18 protein-coding genes are annotated in these 20,177 nt (G+C 66.5%); 11 read left to right on the forward strand and 7 right to left on the reverse strand.

Annotated elements, in window-relative coordinates; translation table 11 throughout:
- The first annotated feature begins 1 nt into the window (after position 1).
- Positions 2–1,414 carry a coniferyl aldehyde dehydrogenase gene (locus tag CA260_RS18690; protein WP_111984581.1) on the forward strand — a complete coding sequence of 471 codons (1,413 nt, stop codon included), beginning with the start codon at positions 2–4 and terminating at the stop codon, positions 1,412–1,414.
- A gap of 170 nt (positions 1,415–1,584) precedes the next feature.
- On the opposite strand, the gene CA260_RS18695 is transcribed toward CA260_RS18690, so the two are convergent.
- On the reverse strand, positions 1,585–3,024 hold the full coding sequence (locus CA260_RS18695) for an OmpP1/FadL family transporter (protein ID WP_111984582.1): 1,440 nt from the start codon (positions 3,022–3,024) through the stop codon (positions 1,585–1,587).
- Between the two features lie 303 nt (positions 3,025–3,327).
- Here CA260_RS18695 and CA260_RS18700 point away from each other — a divergent pair, with 303 nt between their 5' ends.
- Positions 3,328–3,615: a YcgL domain-containing protein gene (locus tag CA260_RS18700; protein WP_111984583.1), complete on the forward strand. Its 288-nt coding sequence runs from the start codon at positions 3,328–3,330 to the stop codon at positions 3,613–3,615.
- A gap of 69 nt (positions 3,616–3,684) precedes the next feature.
- Positions 3,685–7,149, forward strand: a complete 3,465-nt coding sequence (locus tag CA260_RS18705; protein ID WP_111984584.1) for an ankyrin repeat domain-containing protein — start codon at positions 3,685–3,687, stop codon at positions 7,147–7,149.
- A 332-nt stretch (positions 7,150–7,481) separates the two neighbouring features.
- Here the strand turns inward: CA260_RS18705 and CA260_RS18710 are convergent, their stop codons facing one another.
- Together CA260_RS18710 and CA260_RS18715 are read right to left on the reverse strand one after the other, a co-directional pair.
- The gene (locus tag CA260_RS18710; RefSeq protein ID WP_111984585.1) at positions 7,482–9,323 is read right to left on the reverse strand and encodes a monovalent cation:proton antiporter-2 (CPA2) family protein; all 1,842 of its coding nucleotides are present in this window, start codon (positions 9,321–9,323) and stop codon (positions 7,482–7,484) included.
- Positions 9,324–9,423: 100 nt separating this feature from the next.
- Positions 9,424–10,308, reverse strand: a complete 885-nt coding sequence (locus CA260_RS18715) for a LysR substrate-binding domain-containing protein (protein ID WP_111984586.1) — start codon at positions 10,306–10,308, stop codon at positions 9,424–9,426.
- Between the two features lie 104 nt (positions 10,309–10,412).
- Between CA260_RS18715 and CA260_RS18720 the strand changes: the two genes are divergently transcribed.
- From CA260_RS18720 to CA260_RS18730, 3 genes are read left to right on the forward strand one after another with little or no spacing between them, the layout of a single operon-like run.
- Positions 10,413–10,736, forward strand: a complete 324-nt coding sequence (locus tag CA260_RS18720; protein WP_111984587.1) for a carboxymuconolactone decarboxylase family protein — start codon at positions 10,413–10,415, stop codon at positions 10,734–10,736.
- Positions 10,737–10,741: 5 nt separating this feature from the next.
- Positions 10,742–11,284 carry a DUF4865 family protein gene (locus CA260_RS18725; protein ID WP_238149844.1) on the forward strand — a complete coding sequence of 181 codons (543 nt, stop codon included), beginning with the start codon at positions 10,742–10,744 and terminating at the stop codon, positions 11,282–11,284.
- Positions 11,285–11,302: 18 nt separating this feature from the next.
- The gene (locus CA260_RS18730) at positions 11,303–11,683 is read left to right on the forward strand and encodes a tautomerase family protein (protein ID WP_111984589.1); all 381 of its coding nucleotides are present in this window, start codon (positions 11,303–11,305) and stop codon (positions 11,681–11,683) included.
- 59 nt (positions 11,684–11,742) lie between these two features.
- Here CA260_RS18730 and soxR read toward each other — a convergent pair whose 3' ends face one another.
- Positions 11,743–12,228 (reverse strand): redox-sensitive transcriptional activator SoxR, encoded by a 486-nt coding sequence (gene soxR / locus CA260_RS18735; RefSeq protein ID WP_111984689.1) that lies wholly within the window; start codon positions 12,226–12,228, stop codon positions 11,743–11,745.
- Between the two features lie 97 nt (positions 12,229–12,325).
- Between soxR and CA260_RS18740 the strand changes: the two genes are divergently transcribed.
- Complete coding sequence (locus CA260_RS18740; RefSeq protein WP_111984590.1) at positions 12,326–12,643, forward strand: antibiotic biosynthesis monooxygenase; 318 nt, start codon at positions 12,326–12,328, stop codon at positions 12,641–12,643.
- 494 nt (positions 12,644–13,137) lie between these two features.
- Here CA260_RS18740 and hemB read toward each other — a convergent pair whose 3' ends face one another.
- A complete protein-coding gene (gene hemB / locus CA260_RS18745; protein WP_111984591.1) occupies positions 13,138–14,130 on the reverse strand; it encodes a porphobilinogen synthase in 993 nt (330 codons plus the stop codon).
- A 184-nt stretch (positions 14,131–14,314) separates the two neighbouring features.
- On the opposite strand from hemB, the gene CA260_RS18750 reads away from it, so the two are divergent.
- Positions 14,315–15,868 (forward strand): S53 family peptidase, encoded by a 1,554-nt coding sequence (locus CA260_RS18750; RefSeq protein WP_111984592.1) that lies wholly within the window; start codon positions 14,315–14,317, stop codon positions 15,866–15,868.
- Between the two features lie 109 nt (positions 15,869–15,977).
- Here the strand turns inward: CA260_RS18750 and CA260_RS18755 are convergent, their stop codons facing one another.
- Both CA260_RS18755 and CA260_RS18760 read right to left on the reverse strand, forming a co-directional pair.
- Complete coding sequence (locus CA260_RS18755) at positions 15,978–16,220, reverse strand: fumarylacetoacetate hydrolase family protein (protein ID WP_238149835.1); 243 nt, start codon at positions 16,218–16,220, stop codon at positions 15,978–15,980.
- Positions 16,221–16,360: 140 nt separating this feature from the next.
- A complete protein-coding gene (locus CA260_RS18760) occupies positions 16,361–16,801 on the reverse strand; it encodes a hypothetical protein (RefSeq protein ID WP_111984593.1) in 441 nt (146 codons plus the stop codon).
- Positions 16,802–16,911: 110 nt separating this feature from the next.
- On the opposite strand from CA260_RS18760, the gene CA260_RS18765 reads away from it, so the two are divergent.
- The 3 genes from CA260_RS18765 to CA260_RS18775 all read left to right on the forward strand — a co-directional run bounded on the left by CA260_RS18765 (position 16,912) and on the right by CA260_RS18775 (position 20,111).
- Entirely contained in the window at positions 16,912–17,814 is a 903-nt protein-coding gene (locus CA260_RS18765) for an SAM-dependent methyltransferase (RefSeq protein ID WP_338065747.1), read from the forward strand.
- A 150-nt stretch (positions 17,815–17,964) separates the two neighbouring features.
- Entirely contained in the window at positions 17,965–18,276 is a 312-nt protein-coding gene (locus CA260_RS18770; protein ID WP_111984594.1) for a hypothetical protein, read from the forward strand.
- 50 nt (positions 18,277–18,326) lie between these two features.
- The gene (locus CA260_RS18775) at positions 18,327–20,111 is read left to right on the forward strand and encodes a sensor domain-containing diguanylate cyclase (RefSeq protein ID WP_111984595.1); all 1,785 of its coding nucleotides are present in this window, start codon (positions 18,327–18,329) and stop codon (positions 20,109–20,111) included.
- Positions 20,112–20,177 lie beyond the last annotated feature (66 nt).

Consider the following 20,177-nt stretch of genomic DNA (forward strand, 5'->3'; position numbering starts at 1 on the left):
CATGAAAGAGCCCAGCCCCTCCCTGCACGCCACGCTGTTGCGGTTGCGCGAAGCGCAGGCGCGCGATCCCATGCCCAGCTGGGATACGCGCGCCACGCGCCTTCGTTCACTGGAAAAGCTGCTGACGGAACAGCGAGGGGCTTTCGCCGAGGCGATCAACGCCGACTTCGGCCATCGCCCGGTGGAGGAAACCGAGCTGCTGGAGCTCTATCCCAGCATCTCGAACCTGCGTCACTCGCTGAAGCATGGCAAGCGCTGGATGCGCGCCAAGCGTGGCCTCGCCAACCTGGTGTTCCTGCCGGCGCGCACCACGCTCATGCCGCAACCGCGCGGCGTGGTGGGCATCATCGTGCCGTGGAACTATCCGCTGTTCCTCGCCGTGGGCCCGTTGATCGACGCACTCACCGCGGGCAACCGCGTGATGCTCAAGATGAGCGAATACACGCCGCGCTTCTCGGCGCTGTTCGCCGAACAGGTATCGCGTTACTTCACGGCCGACGAGGTGGTGGTGGTCACCGGCGACGCCGAGGTCGCGCAGGCGTTCTCCGCCTTGCCGTTCGACCACTTGCTGTTCACGGGCTCCACCGCCGTAGGTCATCACGTCATGCGCGCCGCGGCCGCGAACCTGACGCCCGTAACGCTGGAACTGGGCGGCAAGTCGCCCGCGATTGTCGGTCCGGGCGCGCGCCTGGACCATGCGGCCGAACGCATCGTGCTGGGCAAACTGGTCAACGCAGGACAGACGTGCATCGCGCCGGACTACGTGCTGGTTCCGCGCGGGCGCATGGCCGAGTTCATCGATACCGCGCGCGCCACGGCATCACGCCTGTATCCCTCGCTGGGCAAGCAGGAGCAATACGCTTCGGTCATTTCCGACCGTCAATACGAGCGTCTGGCCAGGCTGCGTGACGGTGCGCTTGCCGCCGGCGCGAACATCGTGCCGCTGAGCGAAGCGCAGGACATCCCGGCAAAGCGCCTGCTCGCGCCCGTCATGCTGACCGGCGTGAACGACGACATGGCGGTGATGCAGGAAGAGATCTTCGGCCCGCTGCTGCCCGTGCTGCCCTACGACTCGCTGGACGAAGCGATCGGCTACGTCGCCGCTCATCCGCAGCCGCTTGCGCTCTATCTGTTCGAACAGGATGGTGCCGCGATCGATCGCGTGCTGTCGCGCACGCATGCCGGCGGCGTCACGGTCAACGACACGCTGTACCACATCGCCCAGCACGGCCTGCCATTCGGCGGCGTGGGGCCATCGGGTATCGGCGGCTATCACGGCGAGGCGGGCTTCCGCACCTTTTCGCACATGAAGCCGGTGTTCCATCAATCGCGCATCAACGGCGCCGGCATGCTCAACCCGCCTTACGGCGCGCAGTTCAAGCGGATGTTGAAGCTGCTGATGCGGCTGGGTTGAGGCAAGCAGTGCCTCTTATGTAGGAGCGCACCCAGTGCGCGACCGCAGAGCAACGGCGTCACCGCTCCGTAGGCTTTTCGCGCACTGGGTGCGCTCCTACAAAAGAAGACGGGCAAGAAAAAAGCCACCCCTCGCGGGGTGGCTTTCGTTCTTCTACGTCGCTCGCGCGATCAGAACTTGTACTGCGCCGACAGGCTCAGCAGGTTGCCGTAGTCGTCCGAGCTGCCGGTGATCACGTCGCCGGTCGAGCTCGCCACGTTCATGCGCGCGCTGTTCACGAAGATGTGCGCGTACGACGCGTTGATCACGAAATGCTCGCTGGCCTTGTAGCCCACGCCAAAGCTCACCAGCTGGCGGGTGCCGTCAGGCACGCGCGGGTCGCGGGTGGAGGTCTGGGTCGGCGTGGTGTCGAGCGCGAGACCGCCGCGCAGGGTCAGCTTGTCGTTGACGTAATAGTCGCCACCGATGGAGACGTACCAGCTGTTCTTCCAGTTGAACGCTTCGGTGGTGGTCGGCTGGGCCGGGTTGGCGTAGTACACGTTCAAGTTCTTGAACACGTCCCACTTGGTCCAGGCTGCATCGATACCCAGGCCGAACTTCTCTTCCTGGTGCCAGTAGCTGGCCGTGGCCACCGCCGGGGTGGTGAACGGCGCGGTGCCGTCGGTATGCGTGAACGGCACGCCGCCCGCACCGGCCAGCAGCGCGGCCACGGTCGGGTTGGACAGCAGGGCCTGCACGTTGGCCGGCACGGTGAAGTTGGCGGTGCCTTCCAGCGTGTGCGCGATCTTCGAGCGGTAGCTCAGCGCGAACTTGTCCTTCGGCGAGAGCTTCCAGAATGCGCCGACCTGCCAGCCATAGGCCCAGTCGTCACCCTTGATGCGGGCGAGGCCGTCCGAGCCCGGCGGCACGATCGTGTTGACCTGGCCAGCAAGCTGCGCACCGGCGGCCGGCGGAATCGCGCCAGCGCCAACCGCCTGCTGCACCAGGCCCAGGCCCACGGCGTTGTAGTTGATGGCGGACGTCAGCTCGGCCGAGGTCTTCTGCGCAATGCCGCTGACGCCCAGCGAGAAGGTGTCGGTGACGTCGTAGGACAGCGACAGCGTGCCGTCCAGCGATTCGAACTTGGACTTGATGGCGTTGTAGCGGCCCTTCCAGTTCGAGTCGTACTCGGTCTGGAAGCCGAACGGCACGGTGAAGCCCGCACCGAAGTGCCACTTGTCGGCGAACTGGGTGGCGAAGAACAGCGCCGGCACCGGCATGGTGGTGCCCGCATCGCCACCGTTGCCGCCGCTGATCGGGCGACCCAGTGCGTCATGGGCGGTACCGCTGAAGGTGGTGCCGAAATTGATCGCGGTGACGTCAGCCTGCAGATAGGTGCCCTGCAGCTCGGTCATGGCGGCCGGGTTGTTCACCACCACCGACACGTCGCCACCCGCGGTGGCCGAACCGGCGTAGGCGCGGCCCATGGCGGCGGCGCTGTTTTCGTGCAGCTGGAACGCGCTCGCCTGGGCGCTCTGCGGCGCAGCAAACGAACCGAGGATCGCCAGACTCAGCGCGGCGAGCGCGAGCGGACGGCCCGTACGGGAAAAGGGGCGGAAAGACATCTGCATCTGCGTGCTCCTGCTTATCGTTGGTCTGCTCGGTGTGTAACAGGGACTTGACGAGCGCGCTTGATTTTCATACGCGCGTTTGACACCCCAGGGCGAGACTGTGCCCACTCGCTGCGGGGCTTGCAAGTGCGGCCGCAGCAAAAATTTCACATCTCGCCGCCCGGTTCCATGACGATCGTCGATAAATGGCGAAGATGAGACCCACTTGCGAACCGGGACTCGTCGGTGTCGGGCTGGTAACCTTGTCTACCCGCGCCGTGCCCGTGCGCCCTCCTCTTCCGAAGCAACCGACGGGGTGTCGCTATGCACTGTTACGTTTATGCAAGCCAGCGCAAGCCCGACAGCTACCTGTGGCTGCGCGAACGCGACGATTTCGCCTGCATCCCCGCCCCGTTGGCGCTGATGCTCGGCGACCTGCGGCTGGCGCTCGAAGTGGAACTGACCGGGCAGCGCAAGCTGCCGCACGAAGACCCGCAGGTGGTGCTCGACCATCTCGAAGGACAGGGCTGGCACCTGCAGCTGCCGCCGCAGGAGACCTTGGCCTCGGCCAACCATCCTGAGTACAAGAGCAAGCCGCACGGCGACCAATGATGTTCCCGCGGGGCCGCGGTTAACACGGGATTACCGTCTGGCGCCATCACGATTCCTATACTTCGCGCCATGGCCTATTCAAAAACGCGTCGCCCGCCTCCGTTCCTGCAAGCCCTCGCCTGGTTCATCCCTGGTCTCGTCGCCACGGCGATCGCGGCGCTCGGTGCGCATCCGCTCGCGCTGATCCCCCTGCTGGTCGCCAATGCGCTGACCATGGCGGCGGTGTGCCACGCGATCGGTTTCGATCCGGAACCGCGTTTCGGCCGCACCGTGCTGCGTCGTGGTGCGGCCTACCTCGTGATGTTCACCGGCTACGTGGTGCTGGTGTTCGCGCTGGTGGCCTGGCCGATGCTGCGGCTCAACCAGTCGCCCAGCCTGGGCGCCGCGCTGCTGCTGGCGGGTGCGCTGGTGGTCGCGCTCGCGGCCTTGTGGCGCGTGTGGCCGGCGTTCGGCCTGGTCTACGTATGGGATGACGCCTATCCGGCGCAGAGCGACGGTTCGTGGATCTTCACCGCCACTGCGCGCAGCCTGGCGTTCGGTCGCCATCTTTCCCGCGAAGAACGCTTTTTCACCCATTTCCTGCCGGCGGCCTTTTCACTGCTGGTGCTGGCCTTCATCGGCATCGCGCTGACCGGGCTCTACGGCGTGATGCCATCCGAGCTGCGCACGGCTGCGCTTGTCGTCTATGGCGTGCTGCTGATGCCGCTCGGCTGCCTGGTCATCGCCAACCGCACGCTGCGCGCCCTGCTCTGCGAAAGTCGCCGCCCCAGCCGCCAGCCTGCTGCCGGCGTGGTCGAGCCGGCGCCCGCGCCGAAGCCCAGGCCCGCGCCGCAGCTGAGCGAACAGGAACGCATTGCCGGCACGCCCGAGCAGGCGCAGGCATTGCTCGCGGCCACGCGCGACGGCGACATCGAGCGCGCGCTCGCCCTGGTGGAAGCCGGCGCCGATCCCAATACCGCGCCGGCCCATGGCGATCGTGACCAGCGCCCGGTGCTGATGCTCGCGGCCCTGCTGCCCGACACGCGACTGCTGCGCGCGCTGATCGCCAAGGGCGCCGACGTGAACCGTGCCACCGGCGGCCTCACGCCGCTGCTCGCCGCCACGCGCGACAGCTGGCATGGCCGTGCCGAAGCGGTCATGACCCTGCTCGCCAACGGCGCCAACGCGCTGGCCACCGATGCCGAGGGCAACACGCCGCTGCATGGCGCCGTGCTGAGCGGTGAACCCATCGTGGCGGCGATGCTGCTGGATGCAGGCGCACCGATCAACGCGCTCAACAAGACGCGCCTCAGTCCGCTGACCGTCGCCTGCCGCGCCGCCAACTGGTCCGTGGCGAAGTTCCTGCTGGAGCGCGGCGCCAAGCCCGCGCCGGCTGACGGCGAACCCGCACTGGTGGCCGCTGCGGGCGTCACCGACGACGACGTGGAAGGCATCAAGCTGCTGCTCAAGCATCGCGCCTCGGTGAACGCCGTCGATTCGCGCCACCGCAGCGCGCTGATGGCCGCCTGCTCCGAAGGCCACGAGCAGATCGCACGCGCGTTGCGCGCAGCCGGCGCCGACGTGAACCTGCTCGATCGCCATGGCAGCACGGCGCTGATGGAGGCCGCCCGCGCCGGCGCTGTCGGCATCGTGAAGCTGCTTGCCGAAGCGCAGCCGGACGCGCGCATGCGCGACAGCCACGGCCGCGATGCGCTCACGCTCGCCTGCCAGTCGCCGCGTGCGCATGCCGAGATGGTGCGTGCGCTGCTCGCGCTCGGCGCCGAGCCCAAGACGCCGGGCAGCGACGGCCGCAGCGCCCTCGACCATGCCGCTGCCGCCGGTCGTTGGGATCTGGTGGCGCTGCTCGATCCGGAAACGCCACTGCCGGCCAGCCTCAGCCTCGACGCGCTGCCCGAAGGCGCGGACACGCCGGCCCATCTGCTCGACGCGCTGCGCTTCGGCCACTGGGCCATCGTCTCCACCTTCGCCGTGCGGGTACGCGAGTGGCCGCAGGCGCAACTCGCCCAGCTCTATCTCGACCTCGCCACGCCAGGCCTGGGCGCCGCTCGCCGCTGGTTGCTCGATCACGCACTCGAACCCGAAGCGCGCCTCCAACCGCAGCTGGTGGATGACGCCGACGTCGACGAACCACGCGAAGCGCAGCTGCCGCCGCTGGGTCGTCGCCTGTTCGATGCGCTGCTGCAGCAGTTGCCCGCCGCCACCGAAGCGGTGGAAGACCTGCTGCAGGCCGGCGCCACGCCCGCCGGTGCCGGCCTGCTGACGCAGGCGCTGCTGCGCCTGGAAGACAGCGTGCAAGGTGCCGGGCTGCCGCTGGCGATGCTGGAGCGCGGCGCCGATCCGTTCGGTGCCGACGCGCGCGAGCGCACGCCGGTGCACCTGGCCGCCACGTTCGGCCACCTGCCGCTGCTGCAGACGCTGCTGTCGCGTGGCTGCGATCCCAACACCCGCGACATCAACGGCCGCACGCCGTTGTTCGCCGCGCTCGAACACGGCGAACTCGCGCTACCGCTGGTCCGCGCGCTGGTGGCGCATGGCGCCGATCCGGAGGCAATCGATGCCAACGGCGAGACGCCGCTCGGCCTCGCGCTGGAACACGATGCGGTCGAGCGTTGGTTGAACTGGGGCGAGTGGAAGCGTCCCGCTCGCCCGGTGCGGGCCGACGACCTGCCGCATGCCGCGGCAGCAGGGGCGCTTACCGCGGTGGACCGCCTGCTCGAACTCGGCTTCGCGGTGGATACACGCGATCACCAGGGAGCGACGGCGCTGTTGCATGCCTGCGGCGCGGGACATCGCGACGTCGCGGCACTGCTGCTGGAGAAAGGCGCCGACGCCACGCTCGCCGCCAACAACGGCATCACGCCGCTCGCCGCCGCGGTGAGCGCGCGACGCGAAGCGCTGGTGGCCTTGCTGCTGCAGCACGGCGTGGCCGTCGACCAGCGATTGCCCGGTGATGCCACCGTTCTGATGATCGCCTCCGCCATGGGCTATCCGGAGATCGCCGAGCAGTTGCTCGATGGCGGCGCCGATGTGAACGCGGTGGACGCGCGCGGCCATGCCGCACTGCATGCCGCCGCGCAGTACGGCTTCGACCACAACGACAGCCTGCGTGCGCGTCGCCTGTTCGACGCCTTGCTCAAGCGCGGCGCCGACGTGAGCGTGGCCGACAAGGAAGGCAAGACGCCGTTGCTGCTGTTGCTGGGCGCGCACCTGCGACCGGGCAGCGAATGCGACGCCACGCATATCGGCGCGCTCGTGCCGGTGCTGCTCGACGCGGGCGCATCGCTCGAACACGCCGACCAGCGCGGCGTCACCGCGCTGCATGCATGCGCGATGCATGCACTGCTGGCGCCGGCCCGCGTGCTGTTGGCGCGTGGCGCCGACCGCCAGGCCGCCGACGCCTTCGGTCGTACCGCCGCTGACGTGGCGCGCACCATCGGTTATGTCGATATCGCGCACGAACTGGCGGCACGCAGCACCGGCGCCATACCCAGCGTGCGGCAGATGCTACGGCAACCGGCGCAGCCGGCGGACTGAAACGAAAGGGCCCGCGCAAGCGGGCCTTTTCATGTTCGCACCGCTCAACTGTAGGAGCGCACCCAGTGCGCGATAAGCCTACAGCGCAGTGAAACGATGACGTGGCAAGGGCCGAAGGGCTCTGAACACTGCAGCGCCGCGGTCGCGCACTGGGTGCGCTCCTACATATGCAGTGCAGGACTATTTTGTGCGCGCTCTGTGGGAGCGCACCCTGTGCGCGACGAGCCGACAGAGCGGGGAGGCGATGGCGTGGCGAAGATCCATCGGCTCTGCACACTGCAGCGCCACGGTCGCGCACTGGGTGCGCTCCTACAGGAGGGTGCGTCGCCGGATCAGCGCGTCACGTCCTCATCGTCCGGCGTCACGTCCGTCGGCTTCTCGCGCTCGCGTTCGGCTTCGGGCGAGGCGTCGGCCTGGAACAGCTGGTCGAGGTCGGCCAGTGCTTCGCGCGTGGTCTGCACGATGCGGGCATCGTCGTCGTACACGAGGTACTGGCGCTTGAGCAGTTCGGCGTCCTGGCGGCGGAAACGCTCCACGTGATCGGCGGCCATTTCGGGCGACAGGCCAATGGCCTCCAGCGTCTGCCGCGTCATCTTGAGGCTGGAATACAGGGTCTCGCGCACCGGCATGTCGACGCCCAGGTCCATCAGTCGCCACACATGCTGGCGGTTGCGCGCACGCGCGATGATCTTCAGGTTCGGATAGATGCGGCGCACCACGCGCGCGGTGCGCAGGCTCGCCTCGGCATCGTCCACCGCGAGCACGAACACCTCCGCCTGGTCGGCCTGCGCGGCACGCAGCAGTTCCGGGCGCGCCGGGTCGCCGTAGAAGATGTTGTTCTGCACGCCGAACCGTTGCACCAGATCGATCTGCTCCACCGAATGGTCGAGCGCCACGAACGAGATGCCCTGCGCGCGCAGCACGCGCGCCACGATCTGGCCCATGCGTCCATAGCCAGCGATGATCACGCGCGGCGAGTCGGCGACGATGGTGTCGAATTCGCGCGTCTTCTTGGGCTTGGCGCCCAGCGCGCGGCCAAGCAGCGCCACCAGCAGCGGGGTCAATGCCATCGACAGCGTGATGGCGAGCACCTGCAGGCCATGTTGTTCGCTGGTGATGAGGTCCTGCTCGCGCGCGAGCTTGAGCACGACGAAGGCGAACTCGCCGCCACACGCAAGCAGCACGGCCAGGCGCAGCGCGTCGCGCCGATCCAGCCCGCCCACCACGCGGCCCAGCGGCCACAGCAGGGCGCCCTTGATCAGCAGCAGGCACGCCACCAGCATCAGCACGCGCTGCGGCTGGTCGAACAGCAGCGTGATGTCCATCGACATGCCGACGCTGATGAAGAACAGGCCGAGCAGCAGGCCCTTGAACGGTTCGATGTGCGATTCCAGCTCGTGCCGGTATTCCGAATCGGCCAGCAGTACGCCGGCAAGGAACGCACCCAGCGTGGACGAGAGGCCCACCATTTCCATCAACCATGCCGTGCCCATCACCACCAGCAGCGCCGTGGCGGTGGACACTTCCACGCTGTCGGTGCGGGCGACGAAACGGAATACGGGGCGCAACAGGTAACGGCCGCCCACCATCACCGCAACGATGGCGCCACCGGTGCGCAGCACCGCGTACAGGTCAAAACCATGCTTGCCCGATGCGCTGGCGAGCAGCGGCACCGCGGCAATCAGCGGAATGGCGGCGAGATCCTGGAACAGCAGGATCGCGAACGCCTGGCGCCCGTAGCGCGATCCGGCTTCCTTGCGTTCGGCCAGTATCTGCAGGCCGAACGCCGTCGACGACAAGGCAAGACTGCCACCGACGATGGTGGCTGCATTCACCGTCAAGCCGAACAGGTAATAGGCCGCCGCGCCAATCACCAGGCTGGTCGCCAGCACCTGCAGCAGACCGGTGCCGAACACTTGCTTGCGCATCACCCACAGGCGCTGCGGCGAAAGCTCCAGGCCTATGACGAACAGCATCAACACCACGCCGAATTCGGAGATCGTGCTGACGCCGGCGGTGTCGTTCACCAGCCCCAGCTCCTTCGGGCCGATGACGATGCCGGCCAGCAGATAGCCCAGCACCGAGCCCAGCTTGAAACGCTTGGTGAGCGGCACTGCGATGACGGTCGCCACCAGGAATACCAGCGCCGTCTCCAGAAAATGGTGGCTATCCACTCGCACGCTCCATTCGGGGAACGATCATTATTCCACGCGACCGCTGCCATGGGCCGGTCGACGTCGGCCATCGGCGTCGACGCGCGTCACACCCGTTGCATCAGGCAGCCACCGACAGGCCCTGCCATTGCTGCGCGAGCAGGGTCGCCAGTCGCTGCACCGGCGCTGACGATTCGGCTTCGGCGCGATGCAGGCACAAGCCCAGGCTGCCAAGCGCGGGCAGCGGTGTTTCGTGGGGCGAGAGCGCCTGCACCGTCGTTGGCAGGCCCAGCGGCGTGCGCAGCGATACGCCCAGTCCCGCCGCCACCGCGGCCCAGGTGCCCGCAAGGCTGGCGCTGGTGAACGCAATGCGCCAAGGCACATGGGCGCGATCGAGCGCGGCGGTGGCGGCGCTGCGCATCATGCATGGCGCCTCGAGCATCACCAGCGGCAGCGGCTCATTCGCCGGCCAGGGCATGCCGGCACCCGCGGCCGAAATCCAGCGCAACGGCACTTCGCCCAGGCGGTCGACGTGTGGGCTGAGCACGCCGGCGTCCCATGCAAGCGCCAGATCGAGGCGACCGGAGGTCACCCGCTCCAGCAGCTCCGTGTTGCGCGCGATACGCACCTCCACCCGCACGCGCGGATGAGCGCGCGCGAAGCGGCCCAGCACGTCGGTGAGCAGGCTTTCGCCGAAATCCTCCTGCAGGCCGAGGCGAACCCATCCCTCCAGTTCGGTCCCATGCAGGGCCGCGGCGGCTTCGTCGTTCAATTCAAGCAGGCGACGGGCGTAGGCGAGCATTGTCTCGCCCGCCTCGGTCAGCACCATGCCGCGCCCGGACTTGCGCAGCACGGGCGTGCCCGCCTGCTCCTCCAGCTTCTTCAGCTGGGCGCTGACTGCCGAGGTGGAACGGCCGAGCCGGTCAGACGCCTTGGCGTAGCTGCCCAGCTCGATGCCCGTGACAAACGTGCGCAGCACGTCGAGATCGAAGTTTACGCGTCGCATGGTAACCATCCGGCTTTTTGGGACCATTAGTCCCATATTTTCCGATTTTCAGAATGGTACTGTCCGCCCTAGGCTGGCGATCGTCAACCCACCCGAGGTTCCCCATGACGCCCCCTTCCGACCAGGGCCAACGCAGCGTTGGCGATGTCGCGCCCACCTTGGCCGAACTTACCGACCGCGTACTGTTCGACCGCATCTGGCAGGATCCCTCCCTGTCGCCACGCGATCGCAGCCTCGCCACGGTCTCGGCGCTCATCGCTCTCGGCCGCACCGAGCAGTTACCCTTCCACCTGCAGCATGCGATCGACAACGGCCTGTCGCATGACGAGCTGGCGACGCTGATCACCCATCTCGCGTTCTACGCCGGCTGGCCCGCGGCGGCTTCCGCCGTTCCCCGGCTGCGCGAGCTGGCGAGGAACGCGACGTGATCGCCATGCAATACAGCTTCACCCTGCCGGCCGATTACGACATGGCCATCATCCGGCGACGTATCGCCGAGAAGGGCCCGAGCCTCGACCACTTCGACGGCCTGCACCTGAAGGCGTACCTGCACGCGACGGCCGGCGAACACGCCCGCGACAACCTCTATGCGCCCTTCTATGTCTGGCGGGACAGCGAGGCCATGCAGCGCTTCCTCGGCAGCGCGGGTTTCCAGTCGCTCACGCAGGCCTTCGGCTGGCCATCGATCCGCTGCTGGCAGGTATGGGACGCCTACCTGCCTCCGCATGCGCGGCAGGCACGCTTTGCCTCGCGCGACATTCATCCCATCGTTCCGCATACCGCGCTGGATGCGTTGCGCAACGTTGCGCGCGACGCACTTCAACATGACGTGGAACACCGGGCGCTCGCCGGCGTCACCGCATTCGAACCGACCACCTGGAGCTGGATGAGCTTCCGCCTGTTCGACGAAACGCCATCCTTTGCCGCCGCTAATGCCCGCCAGTGGTATGGCGTCGGCCACGTCTCCCAACCCTGACCCCACGGAGCGCTTCCCATGCCCCTCGTCCGCATTTCCCTTCGCCGCGGCAAGTCCGCCCAGCACATCGCCGCCATTCGCAACGGCATCTATCGCGCGATGACCGAGAGCTTCAACGTACCGCAGAACGATCGCTTCATCCTGGTGCACCAGCACGATGCGGAAGAGTTCGACTACGACCCGAACTATCTCGACATTTCGCGCACCGACAACCTGGTGATCATCCAGGTCGCCTGCAACAACACGCGCACGGTGGCGCAGAAGCAGGCGTTCTACCAACGCACGGCCGAATTGCTCAGCAAGGACCCCGGACTGCGGCCGGAGGACGTGCTCATCAATTTGCTGGAGACGGGGAAGGAGAATTGGTCGTTCGGCAATGGAGTGGCGCAATACGTCTGAGCGCATCCATCGCTGATGCAGGTGCGCGCCCGAAAGGCAAACCCCGGGGCGGATTCGCCTTACCGCGTCGCTGGCTTCTTGCGCACCGGACGCGCTTTGGCGGTAGCCGCCTCTACCAGCAGACGTCGCGGTCCCGCGCCCTCATCGGCCAGCCTGTCGTAGGGATTGCGCAGTCGACAGCGGTCGATGGAGAGACAACCACAGCCAATGCAATCGTCCAGCGTGTCGCGCAGTTTCTTCAGCTGCGCAATGCGCTCGTCGAGATCGGCACGCCATGCGGTGGACAGTCGCGCCCAGTCTTCCCTGCCCGGCGCCGCCGTGACGGGCAAGGTGGCGAGTGCTGCCGCAATGTCCGACAGCGAGATTCCCACGCGCTGCGCCACACGGATGAACGACACGCGGCGCAGCACTGCGCGCGGGTAGCGTCGCTGGTTGCCTGCGGAACGTTCGCTGCGGATCAATCCCTTGGCTTCATAGAAATGCAGCGCCGACACCGTCACACCACTGCGGCGCGCAACGTCACCTACGGTGAGCATCGAAGGCATGCCGACCGGACCTGGCAGCTTGTCCACGGAACCCTCTTGACCTCAAGTTAAGTTGAGGTCGTAGAGTGCCACGAAACGTGCCCACGGAGCTTCCCCCATGTCAGCCCAAGCCATCTACCGCATCGATCGCTTCAACGTGCCCGCACAGGCCCTGCCCGCCTTCATGGAACGCGTGCGCTACACGCAACGCACCCTCAATGAACTGCCCGGCTGCCGTCAGAACCTCGTGCTTGCTCAGCCGGATCTGGCCGGCGAGTACAACGTGATGACCGTGGTGGAATGGAGCGACGAGCAACACGTCGCCGCCGCGAAATCATTCATGCAGAAGCTGTATGAAGAGGAACGTTTCGACCCCGCCGCTTTCATGCATGGCCTGGGCGTAAAGGCGGATTTGGGGGTTTATCGGCAGGCGTGACGCTGCTCGCGGTAGGCAACGCCACCGCGAGCACCCGCCCCTCACCCCAGCCCTCTCCCCGGAGGGGAGAGGGAGATGGCGCGCGGCGCCCATGCACTCTTCGCCATTCACCAAAGCCGCTTTAAGTCCTCTCCGCTACGGCGCGTTGCGGTGTAGCCGCTCCGTTCGAGGTAGTAACGAGCGCATCAATGCTGGCCTCGGTCGCCCGACGCTTCTATTCCACATATCGCTACGAGCCTTGGCTCTGAAGGCCGTTTTCTTTGGGTTACTTTTCTTTTGGGCCAGCAAAAGAAAAGTGACTCGAGCTCCGGCAGGAGATCGAAACGCCCGCCGCGTAGGCGGCATGCTCGCTGAAGCACGGCAACCGAAGGCCAAACCGCCTCACAAAAGCAGCAACCATGCAGACCGGCGCGAAAGACTGTCGCGCACAGGGTGCGCTCCTACAGGTGGGGTGGGAGCGCGAGGCCGCTAACGCCTCGCGCCCAGCGCCACCCTCACTCCCCTCGCAACCAGCGCGCCGCATCCACCGCAAAATACGTGAGGATCGCGTCCGCTCCCGCGCGCTTGAACGCGGTCAACGACTCGAGCACCACGGCCTTCTCGTCGAGCCAGCCATTCTGCGCCGCGGCCTTCAACATCGCGTACTCGCCGCTCACCTGGTACACGAAGGTCGGCATGCCGAAGGCATCCTTCACGCGACGCAGCACGTCGAGATAGGGCATGCCGGGCTTCACCATCACGGCATCGGCACCCTCGTGGATGTCCAACTCGATCTCACGCAGCGCTTCGTCGCTGTTGCCGACGTCCATCTGGTAGGTGTGCTTGTTGCCCTTGCCGAGGTTGCCCGCCGAACCCACCGCGTCGCGGAACGGGCCATAGAACGCCGAGGCGTACTTGGCGGAATAAGCAAGGATGCGCGTGTGGATGTGGCCGGCGTTTTCCAGCGCCTCGCGGATGGCGCCGATGCGGCCGTCCATCATGTCCGACGGCGCCACGAAATCCATGCCGGCCTCGGCCTGCGCCAGCGACATCTTGATCAGCGCCTCGATGGTCGGCTCGTTCATCACGTAGCCGTGCTCATCGATGAGGCCGTCCTGGCCGTGCGTGGTGTACGGATCGAGCGCCACGTCGCCGATCAGGCCGAGGTCCGGATACGTCGCCTTCAACGCGCGGGTGGCGCGCTGCATGAGGCCATCGGGGTTCCACGCCTCGCGCGCATCCTCGGTCTTCACCGATGCGCCCGGCGAGGGAAACAGCGCCAATGCGGGAATGCCGAGCCGCACGCATTCGCCGGCGAGTTTCAGCAATTCGTCGATCGACAGGCGCGACACGCCCGGCATGGACGGCACGGCCTCGCGCTGGCTTTCGCCCTCGATGACAAACGCGACCATGATCAGGTCGGTCGCCAGCAACGTGTGCTCGCGCATCAGTGCGCGGGAGAAGGCATCGCGGCGCATACGACGCATACGGACGGCGGGGAAGCTCATCGGCGAACTCTCAGGCAAGACATCCACCCATTTTAGCGCCTCATCGCCGGTTTGCCCGAGGGCCGCATTGACGCGGTGCATGAGACCCCCGAACCGCATGATGCGTGAACGCACCATTTTGCGAACACCCTGCTGACACGTTCGCCGGTGCAGTCTCCCCCCGACCCTCGAAGGAGCCCAGCCCATGAGCATGTCCACCGCCCGGCACAGCCAATGGCCTCTTGGCAAAGATGCGCAATACGTCGGCCCGCACCAAGGCACGGAACCGATCGATGTCACCGTCGTGATGCGACGACGTGGCGCTCACCCCACGCCCGCTGCGTGGCCACACCGGCCGCCATGCAAGCGTGAGGATTTCGACGCGCAGTGGGGCGCCGATCCGGCGGACGCGGAGAAGCTGCGTGGCTTCGCGCAGCAGCACGGCCTGACCGAAACCGGATGCGAGCTGCATCGTCGCGTCATGCATCTGCGCGGCACGCCGGAACAACTGCAGCAGGCGTTCGGCGTGCAACTGGGCAGCTACCAGATGCCCGATGGTGGCCCGATCAAGCGCGGATGCCACGGCAAACCCACGCTTCCCGGCGACGTTTCACCCGCCGTGGTCGCCGTGCTTGGCCTGGACCAGCGGCCCGTCGCGCGACCGCACTTCCGCCGCCTGGCGGCGGCCGCCGCGGCGACCTCCTATACGCCGCTGCAGGTTGGCGATCTTTACGGTTTTCCCGCCCATACCGATGGCACCGGCCAGACCGTGGCCATCATCGAGCTGGGTGGCGGCTACACCGCCAGCGATTTCAGCCGGTACATGCAATCGCTGGGCATCAGCCAGGTGCCCAAGGTCGACGTGGTCTCCGTGGCGGGCGGCACCAGCCAGCCCGGTGGCGATGCGGATGGCGAAGTGATGCTGGACGTGGAAGTGATCGGAGCGCTCGCGCAGGGCGCGGCCATCGCCATCTACTTCGCACCGAACACCGACCAGGGTTTCTACGAGGCCATTTCGCAGGCGGCGCACGACAGCACGCGCAATCCGTCCGTCATTTCGATCAGCTGGGGCGGCCCTGAGGACAGTTGGGCCGCCACCACGCTCCAGGCCATGGAAAGCGCCCTGCTGGACGCCACGACGCTGGGGGTCACCGTCACCGCCGCCAGCGGCGACAGCGGGTCCACCGATGGCGAGAGCGACGGCCAACAGCATGTGGACTACCCCTCCTCGAGCGCCTACGTGCTCGCCTGTGGCGGCACCAAGCTCACCGGCAGCGGCAGCAAGATTTCCAGTGAAACCGTGTGGAACGAACTGACGAAGAACGAAGGCGCGACCGGTGGCGGCGTCAGTGCGAGCTTCGCGTTGCCCACCTGGCAGTCGTCCGCCAAGGTGCCGGCGGGCGCCAACGGTTTCAGCGGCCGTGGCGTGCCTGACGTGGCGGGCAATGCCGACCCGGAGACGGGCTATCAGGTGCTGGTCGACGGGCAGAGCCAGGTCATCGGTGGCACCAGTGCAGTGGCGCCGCTGTGGGCCGCGCTGATCGCACGCTTCAATCAGCAGCTGGGGCAGAACGTGGGCGATGTGCACGAGGCGCTCTACGGCATCGGCACGAAGGCGTTCCACGACATCACCAAGGGCAACAACGGCGCCTTCAAGGCTGCGAAAGGCTGGGATGCGTGCACCGGATGGGGCAGCCCGAAGGGGCAGACGCTGCTGACGACGTTGGCGTCGTTGAAGGGGAGCGGCAGCGCGAGCTGATCGTTTTTTTGTGGGAGCGCACGCTGTGCGCGACAGCCGAGCGCGGTGGTTGGTCAATGCCCTGCGGTCGCGCACTGGGTGCGCTCCTACAGTGGAAAAATCGCGTTTGTCACATCTCGTCGACCACGGTATTGCGCAGCGTGCCGATGCGTTCGATCGTTACTTCGCACACATCGCCGGCCTTCATGTAGACCGGCGGCTTGCGGCCGTAACCCACGCCCGACGGCGTGCCCATCACCAGCACGTCTCCCGCTTCCAGCGTCATCGCCTCACTGAGCAAGGCGATGGTGCGGGCCACGCCGAACATCGCCCGGATACCGCGCGTCGTCGTCGAAGCGCGCGCAAAAACCATCACCGGTATCCACCGCCAGACCCGCGCGGTCGCCTTGCTGGAAGCGCAGGAATCGCATATCGCCCTCCAGGCACGCGGGTGACCGAGGCGCCCGCCATGATCGGGTCCGACGAGCTTACTACGCGTGCGCGCTGGCCCCGTCAGCGACCGGCGCAGGCCATCGGCGACGTCAACACACCGTTGGGCTCGCACGCGACAGGTTCGGCGCCGGGCTCCGGCATGGGCATGCCTGGCCGGTACGACGCATAGGAAGGGGCCGGCACCGGGTTGGCTGTTCCCGTACGCATCGCTGCCAGGGAAAACGCCGCCTTGGCCGCAAACCCAAGCGCGGTTGCCGATGCCTGCTCGGCAGGCGTAAGCCCATGAGGAAAGGCCGGTACAGGGCCATGTGGCATGGCCGGCGGCGGCTCGTTCGCCAGGGCAACGCTTCCGGCGAGCGGCTCGCGGTAACCCGCGCTGGACGGGTGGTCGTGCATCGCCGGCACTGGCGAATGCCCCATCGGCAGGCTTCCCTGCTGCGCGAACACGGGCGACGCCGCCAGACACGCCGCTCCAAGGAAAAACGCCAGGCTGCGCATCATCTATCGCGTCTCCTCTTCATCCGTGGCAGGGAACCGATCCTGGCCGCGACTGTATCCGGTCGACCGCGTGCGCTCCACCGGGGTCGCGAGCCAGACCCTGCGATTCGTTCATGCCGCTGGCGGCCTGCGGAGCGCCGCCCTTATGCTGCGGCCGTCGGCTGACCTCGCCGCCGTCCCAGTCATTCGCGATCATGGAGCACAAGGCAGTGAACACCCCCTCCTCGACCGGCAGCCTCGCCTGCGTGGGCATCGGCATCACCCTGGGATCCCACATCAGCGCGCTGGCGCGCAGCCACATCGAGAAGTCCGACGTGGTGTTCACGGCCGTGTCCGACGGCATCGTCGAGCTGTGGCTCAAGGAAATGAACCCCGACGTGCGCAGCCTCCAGCCTCTCTATGCCGAGGGCAAACCGCGCCCGCAGACCTACCGCGAAATGGTGGAAGTCATGATGGCCGAGGTGCGCGCGGGCAAGCGCGTCTGCGGCGTGTTCTATGGCCATCCGGGCGTATTCGCGTGGGCGCCGCACCGGGCGATCAAGGTGGCGCGCGAAGAAGGCTACCCCGCGCACATGGAACCGGGCATTTCCTCCGAGGACTGCCTGTACGCGGATCTCGGCGTCGATCCCGGCAGGGTCGGCTGCCAGCATTTCGACACCACCCAGTTCATGCTGTTCCGCCGAAACGTCGACCCGAGTGCTTGGTTGATCCTGTGGCAGGTGGGACTGGCGGGCGAACAGACAGGGCGCCGGTTTGCCACGGGGCCGGCCTATCGCCAGGTCCTGGTGGATGTCTTGCTACGCCATTACCCCGCCGACCACGAAGTGACGGTCTACCGTGCCGCCACCTTGCCGCTGCAAGCTCCGCGTATGGAGCAGCTGCCGATTTCGGGCTTGCCTGATATCGATCTCAGCATGTCAGATACCCTCGCGGTGCCGCCTTGCCGTGAGCTGGAGGTCGATGACGACATCCGGAATCGATTGACGGCGCTGGACGAAGCTATCGTGGCCGGCTAGCCGACCGCCATCGGCGACAGGTGTCATCTAGACATTTTTGCCTTAAAACAGAGCTATGATCGCTTTCTCCCAGTACTCCCCGGGGAGAGGGGAACGGCAAGTCGGAGGGGGGTGCGTCGCACTACACGACCATCAGGGGAAATCAAAGCCATGTCGAGCGTCATCGAGTTCTTGGAACGCCTGGGTACGGACGCGCTGCTGCGCCACGCGTCGCAGGAAGATATCGCCGTAGCACTGGAAGAGTCGCGGGTCGACGCCGATGTCGGCGCCGCCATCATCGCGCGCAGCACGTCTGAGCTTTACGCGTTGCTGGGCCAGCGTCCGATGTTCCATGTGCAGAACAATCCGGGCCGCGAAGAGGAAGAGGAAGAAGAAGAAGGCGAGGAAGACGAGGAAGCACCGTCGCAGCGCAAGCTGGCGGGGCTGCCTTCCGCACGACGCACCGCGGTCGCGCAGGGTTAACTCTTCCCGTGCCTCGGCAAGGCCAAACATGCCGTTGGACAGCCGTGGCAATGCTGCTGCTTGGCATGGTCGTGGGCGTGGCGAATGCCACGCCTGCGACGGACGTCCCCGATCAACAGCTGAAGCGCGCCGACGCGATCAAGACCGCCGACCATGGCGCGTTCCTGAAAATCCTCCAGCAACTTGACCAGAATGCCGCCGACCTGCCCATCGACGAGCAGTGGAAGCTGCGCTATCTCAATGCGTGGCAATTCGCCTTCGATGGCAACTATCCGCGAGCGACCTCTTCGCTGCGCACCATCGTCGAGCAGGCACCCGACAAGGCGCTTCGCCTGCGCGCGATCGGCACGCTGATCAATATCCTCGGCTTCGGCCACCGCTATGAAGAAGCCTTTATCCAGCTGAATCAGCTGTCGGAGCTGCTGCCGCAGATCACCGACAAGGAAGCGCGCTACGCAGCCATGGCGGATGTGGCGCAGTTTCTCATCATCGCCCGGCAGTACGAACAGGCGGTGGAATACGCCGACCAGATGATGAAGAGCGTGCCCGAAGGCATGAACGAATGTCGGGCCGTGTATTTCAAGCTTCATGCACTTTTCCACGGCAAGATGGTGCGGCTTTCGCAGGGCCAGCTGCAGGAAGGTGTCGATCTATGCATGAGCGCCAACGAATCGCTGTTGGCCAATGCCATGCGCACGGACATGGCTACGCTTGAGATTGAGCAGGGACGCCCGGCCGAGGCGGTACGCCTGCTGGAAGAGCATTACGCCGAAGTGCAGGGGTACGAGTACCCCGCGTTGATGCAGTACTTCAACGTGCTGCTCGCCAAGGGGTATTACCGCCTGGGCGATCTGGCGAAGTCCCGTCGATATGCGCTTGCCACCATCGCCAGCGCCGTGGAAAACGAGATCAGCGAACCGTTGGGACAAGCGTACGACCTGCTCTATCGCATCGAGAGCCAGCAAGGTCACGCGACGGAAGCACTCGCGTATCACGAGAAGTACATGGCGGCGGACAAGGGTTACCTTACCGACGTCAGCGCGGGTGCGCTGGCCTACCAGGCCGTCAAACAGCAGGTGCAGACCAAGAAGAACGAGGTCGACACGCTCAACCGCCAAAACCAGATCCTGCAGTTGCAGCGCGAGCTCGACCACAAGGCGATGGAAACCAGCCGCCTGTACATCGCGCTGCTGCTGACCGTACTCGTTTCGGCCGGTTTCTGGCTGCTGCGCACCAAGCGCTCGCAATTGCGCTTCAAGCGACTGGCCACGCAGGACAGCCTCACGCATATCTGCAGTCGCCAGCATTTCGTCGACGAGGCGGAGCAGGTGCTGCGGCAGGCGGCGCGTACGACGCGCAGCGTCTCTCTGGTGTTGATGGATCTGGATCATTTCAAGCTGGTCAACGATACGCATGGACACGTCATCGGCGACCTGGTGCTCAAGCGCGCCGTGGCGGCGTGCCAGCAGCACCTGCGGCGCAACGAGCTGTTCGGGCGCCTGGGCGGCGAGGAGTTCGCCATCCTGTTCCCCGAGTCCACGGCCGCGCAGGCGCAGGAGCGTTCGGAGCGGATCCGCCAGGCCATCGCCGCCACGCCGCTGTGGGGCGAGACGCGGCACGTGGTGATTTCGGCCAGCTTCGGCGTGGCCTGCACCGACCGCAGCGGATACGAGCTGCGCCAGCTGATGATCGATGCCGACAACGCGCTCTATCGCGCCAAGCGCGACGGACGCAACCGCGTGATCTACGGCGACGACATGGACGCCGCCGAGCTCGAAGCAAACGCGCTGCGCGAAGCCGCGCCCCGCGAACGCCTGGCTGATCTGCCGCACTGATCGAGCAGGTTTTCCTGCTTGCCGTTGCCGTGCCGCCGTTGACTCTTGTGCGGTCGGATCCGCGCC

This window comes from Dyella jiangningensis (genome assembly GCF_003264855.1).
GTDB classification, from domain to species: domain Bacteria; phylum Pseudomonadota; class Gammaproteobacteria; order Xanthomonadales; family Rhodanobacteraceae; genus Dyella; species Dyella jiangningensis_C.

Bases quoted from the DNA above. Each gene is read 5' to 3' on its own strand.
- CA260_RS18690 (WP_111984581.1), top strand. From the start codon at position 2: ATGAAAGAGCCCAGCCCCTCCCTGCACGCCACGCTGTTGCGGTTGCGC.
- CA260_RS18695 (WP_111984582.1), bottom strand. From the start codon at position 3,024: ATGCAGATGTCTTTCCGCCCCTTTTCCCGTACGGGCCGTCCGCTCGCG.
- CA260_RS18700 (WP_111984583.1), top strand. From the start codon at position 3,328: ATGCACTGTTACGTTTATGCAAGCCAGCGCAAGCCCGACAGCTACCTG.
- CA260_RS18705 (WP_111984584.1), top strand. From the start codon at position 3,685: ATGGCCTATTCAAAAACGCGTCGCCCGCCTCCGTTCCTGCAAGCCCTC.
- CA260_RS18715 (WP_111984586.1), bottom strand. From the start codon at position 10,308: ATGCGACGCGTAAACTTCGATCTCGACGTGCTGCGCACGTTTGTCACG.
- CA260_RS18720 (WP_111984587.1), top strand. From the start codon at position 10,413: ATGACGCCCCCTTCCGACCAGGGCCAACGCAGCGTTGGCGATGTCGCG.
- CA260_RS18725 (WP_238149844.1), top strand. From the start codon at position 10,742: ATGCAATACAGCTTCACCCTGCCGGCCGATTACGACATGGCCATCATC.
- CA260_RS18730 (WP_111984589.1), top strand. From the start codon at position 11,303: ATGCCCCTCGTCCGCATTTCCCTTCGCCGCGGCAAGTCCGCCCAGCAC.
- soxR (WP_111984689.1), bottom strand. From the start codon at position 12,228: ATGCCTTCGATGCTCACCGTAGGTGACGTTGCGCGCCGCAGTGGTGTG.
- CA260_RS18740 (WP_111984590.1), top strand. From the start codon at position 12,326: ATGTCAGCCCAAGCCATCTACCGCATCGATCGCTTCAACGTGCCCGCA.
- hemB (WP_111984591.1), bottom strand. From the start codon at position 14,130: ATGAGCTTCCCCGCCGTCCGTATGCGTCGTATGCGCCGCGATGCCTTC.
- CA260_RS18750 (WP_111984592.1), top strand. From the start codon at position 14,315: ATGAGCATGTCCACCGCCCGGCACAGCCAATGGCCTCTTGGCAAAGAT.
- CA260_RS18755 (WP_238149835.1), bottom strand. From the start codon at position 16,220: ATGGTTTTTGCGCGCGCTTCGACGACGACGCGCGGTATCCGGGCGATG.
- CA260_RS18760 (WP_111984593.1), bottom strand. From the start codon at position 16,801: ATGATGCGCAGCCTGGCGTTTTTCCTTGGAGCGGCGTGTCTGGCGGCG.
- CA260_RS18765 (WP_338065747.1), top strand. From the start codon at position 16,912: ATGCCGCTGGCGGCCTGCGGAGCGCCGCCCTTATGCTGCGGCCGTCGG.
- CA260_RS18770 (WP_111984594.1), top strand. From the start codon at position 17,965: ATGTCGAGCGTCATCGAGTTCTTGGAACGCCTGGGTACGGACGCGCTG.
- CA260_RS18775 (WP_111984595.1), top strand. From the start codon at position 18,327: ATGCTGCTGCTTGGCATGGTCGTGGGCGTGGCGAATGCCACGCCTGCG.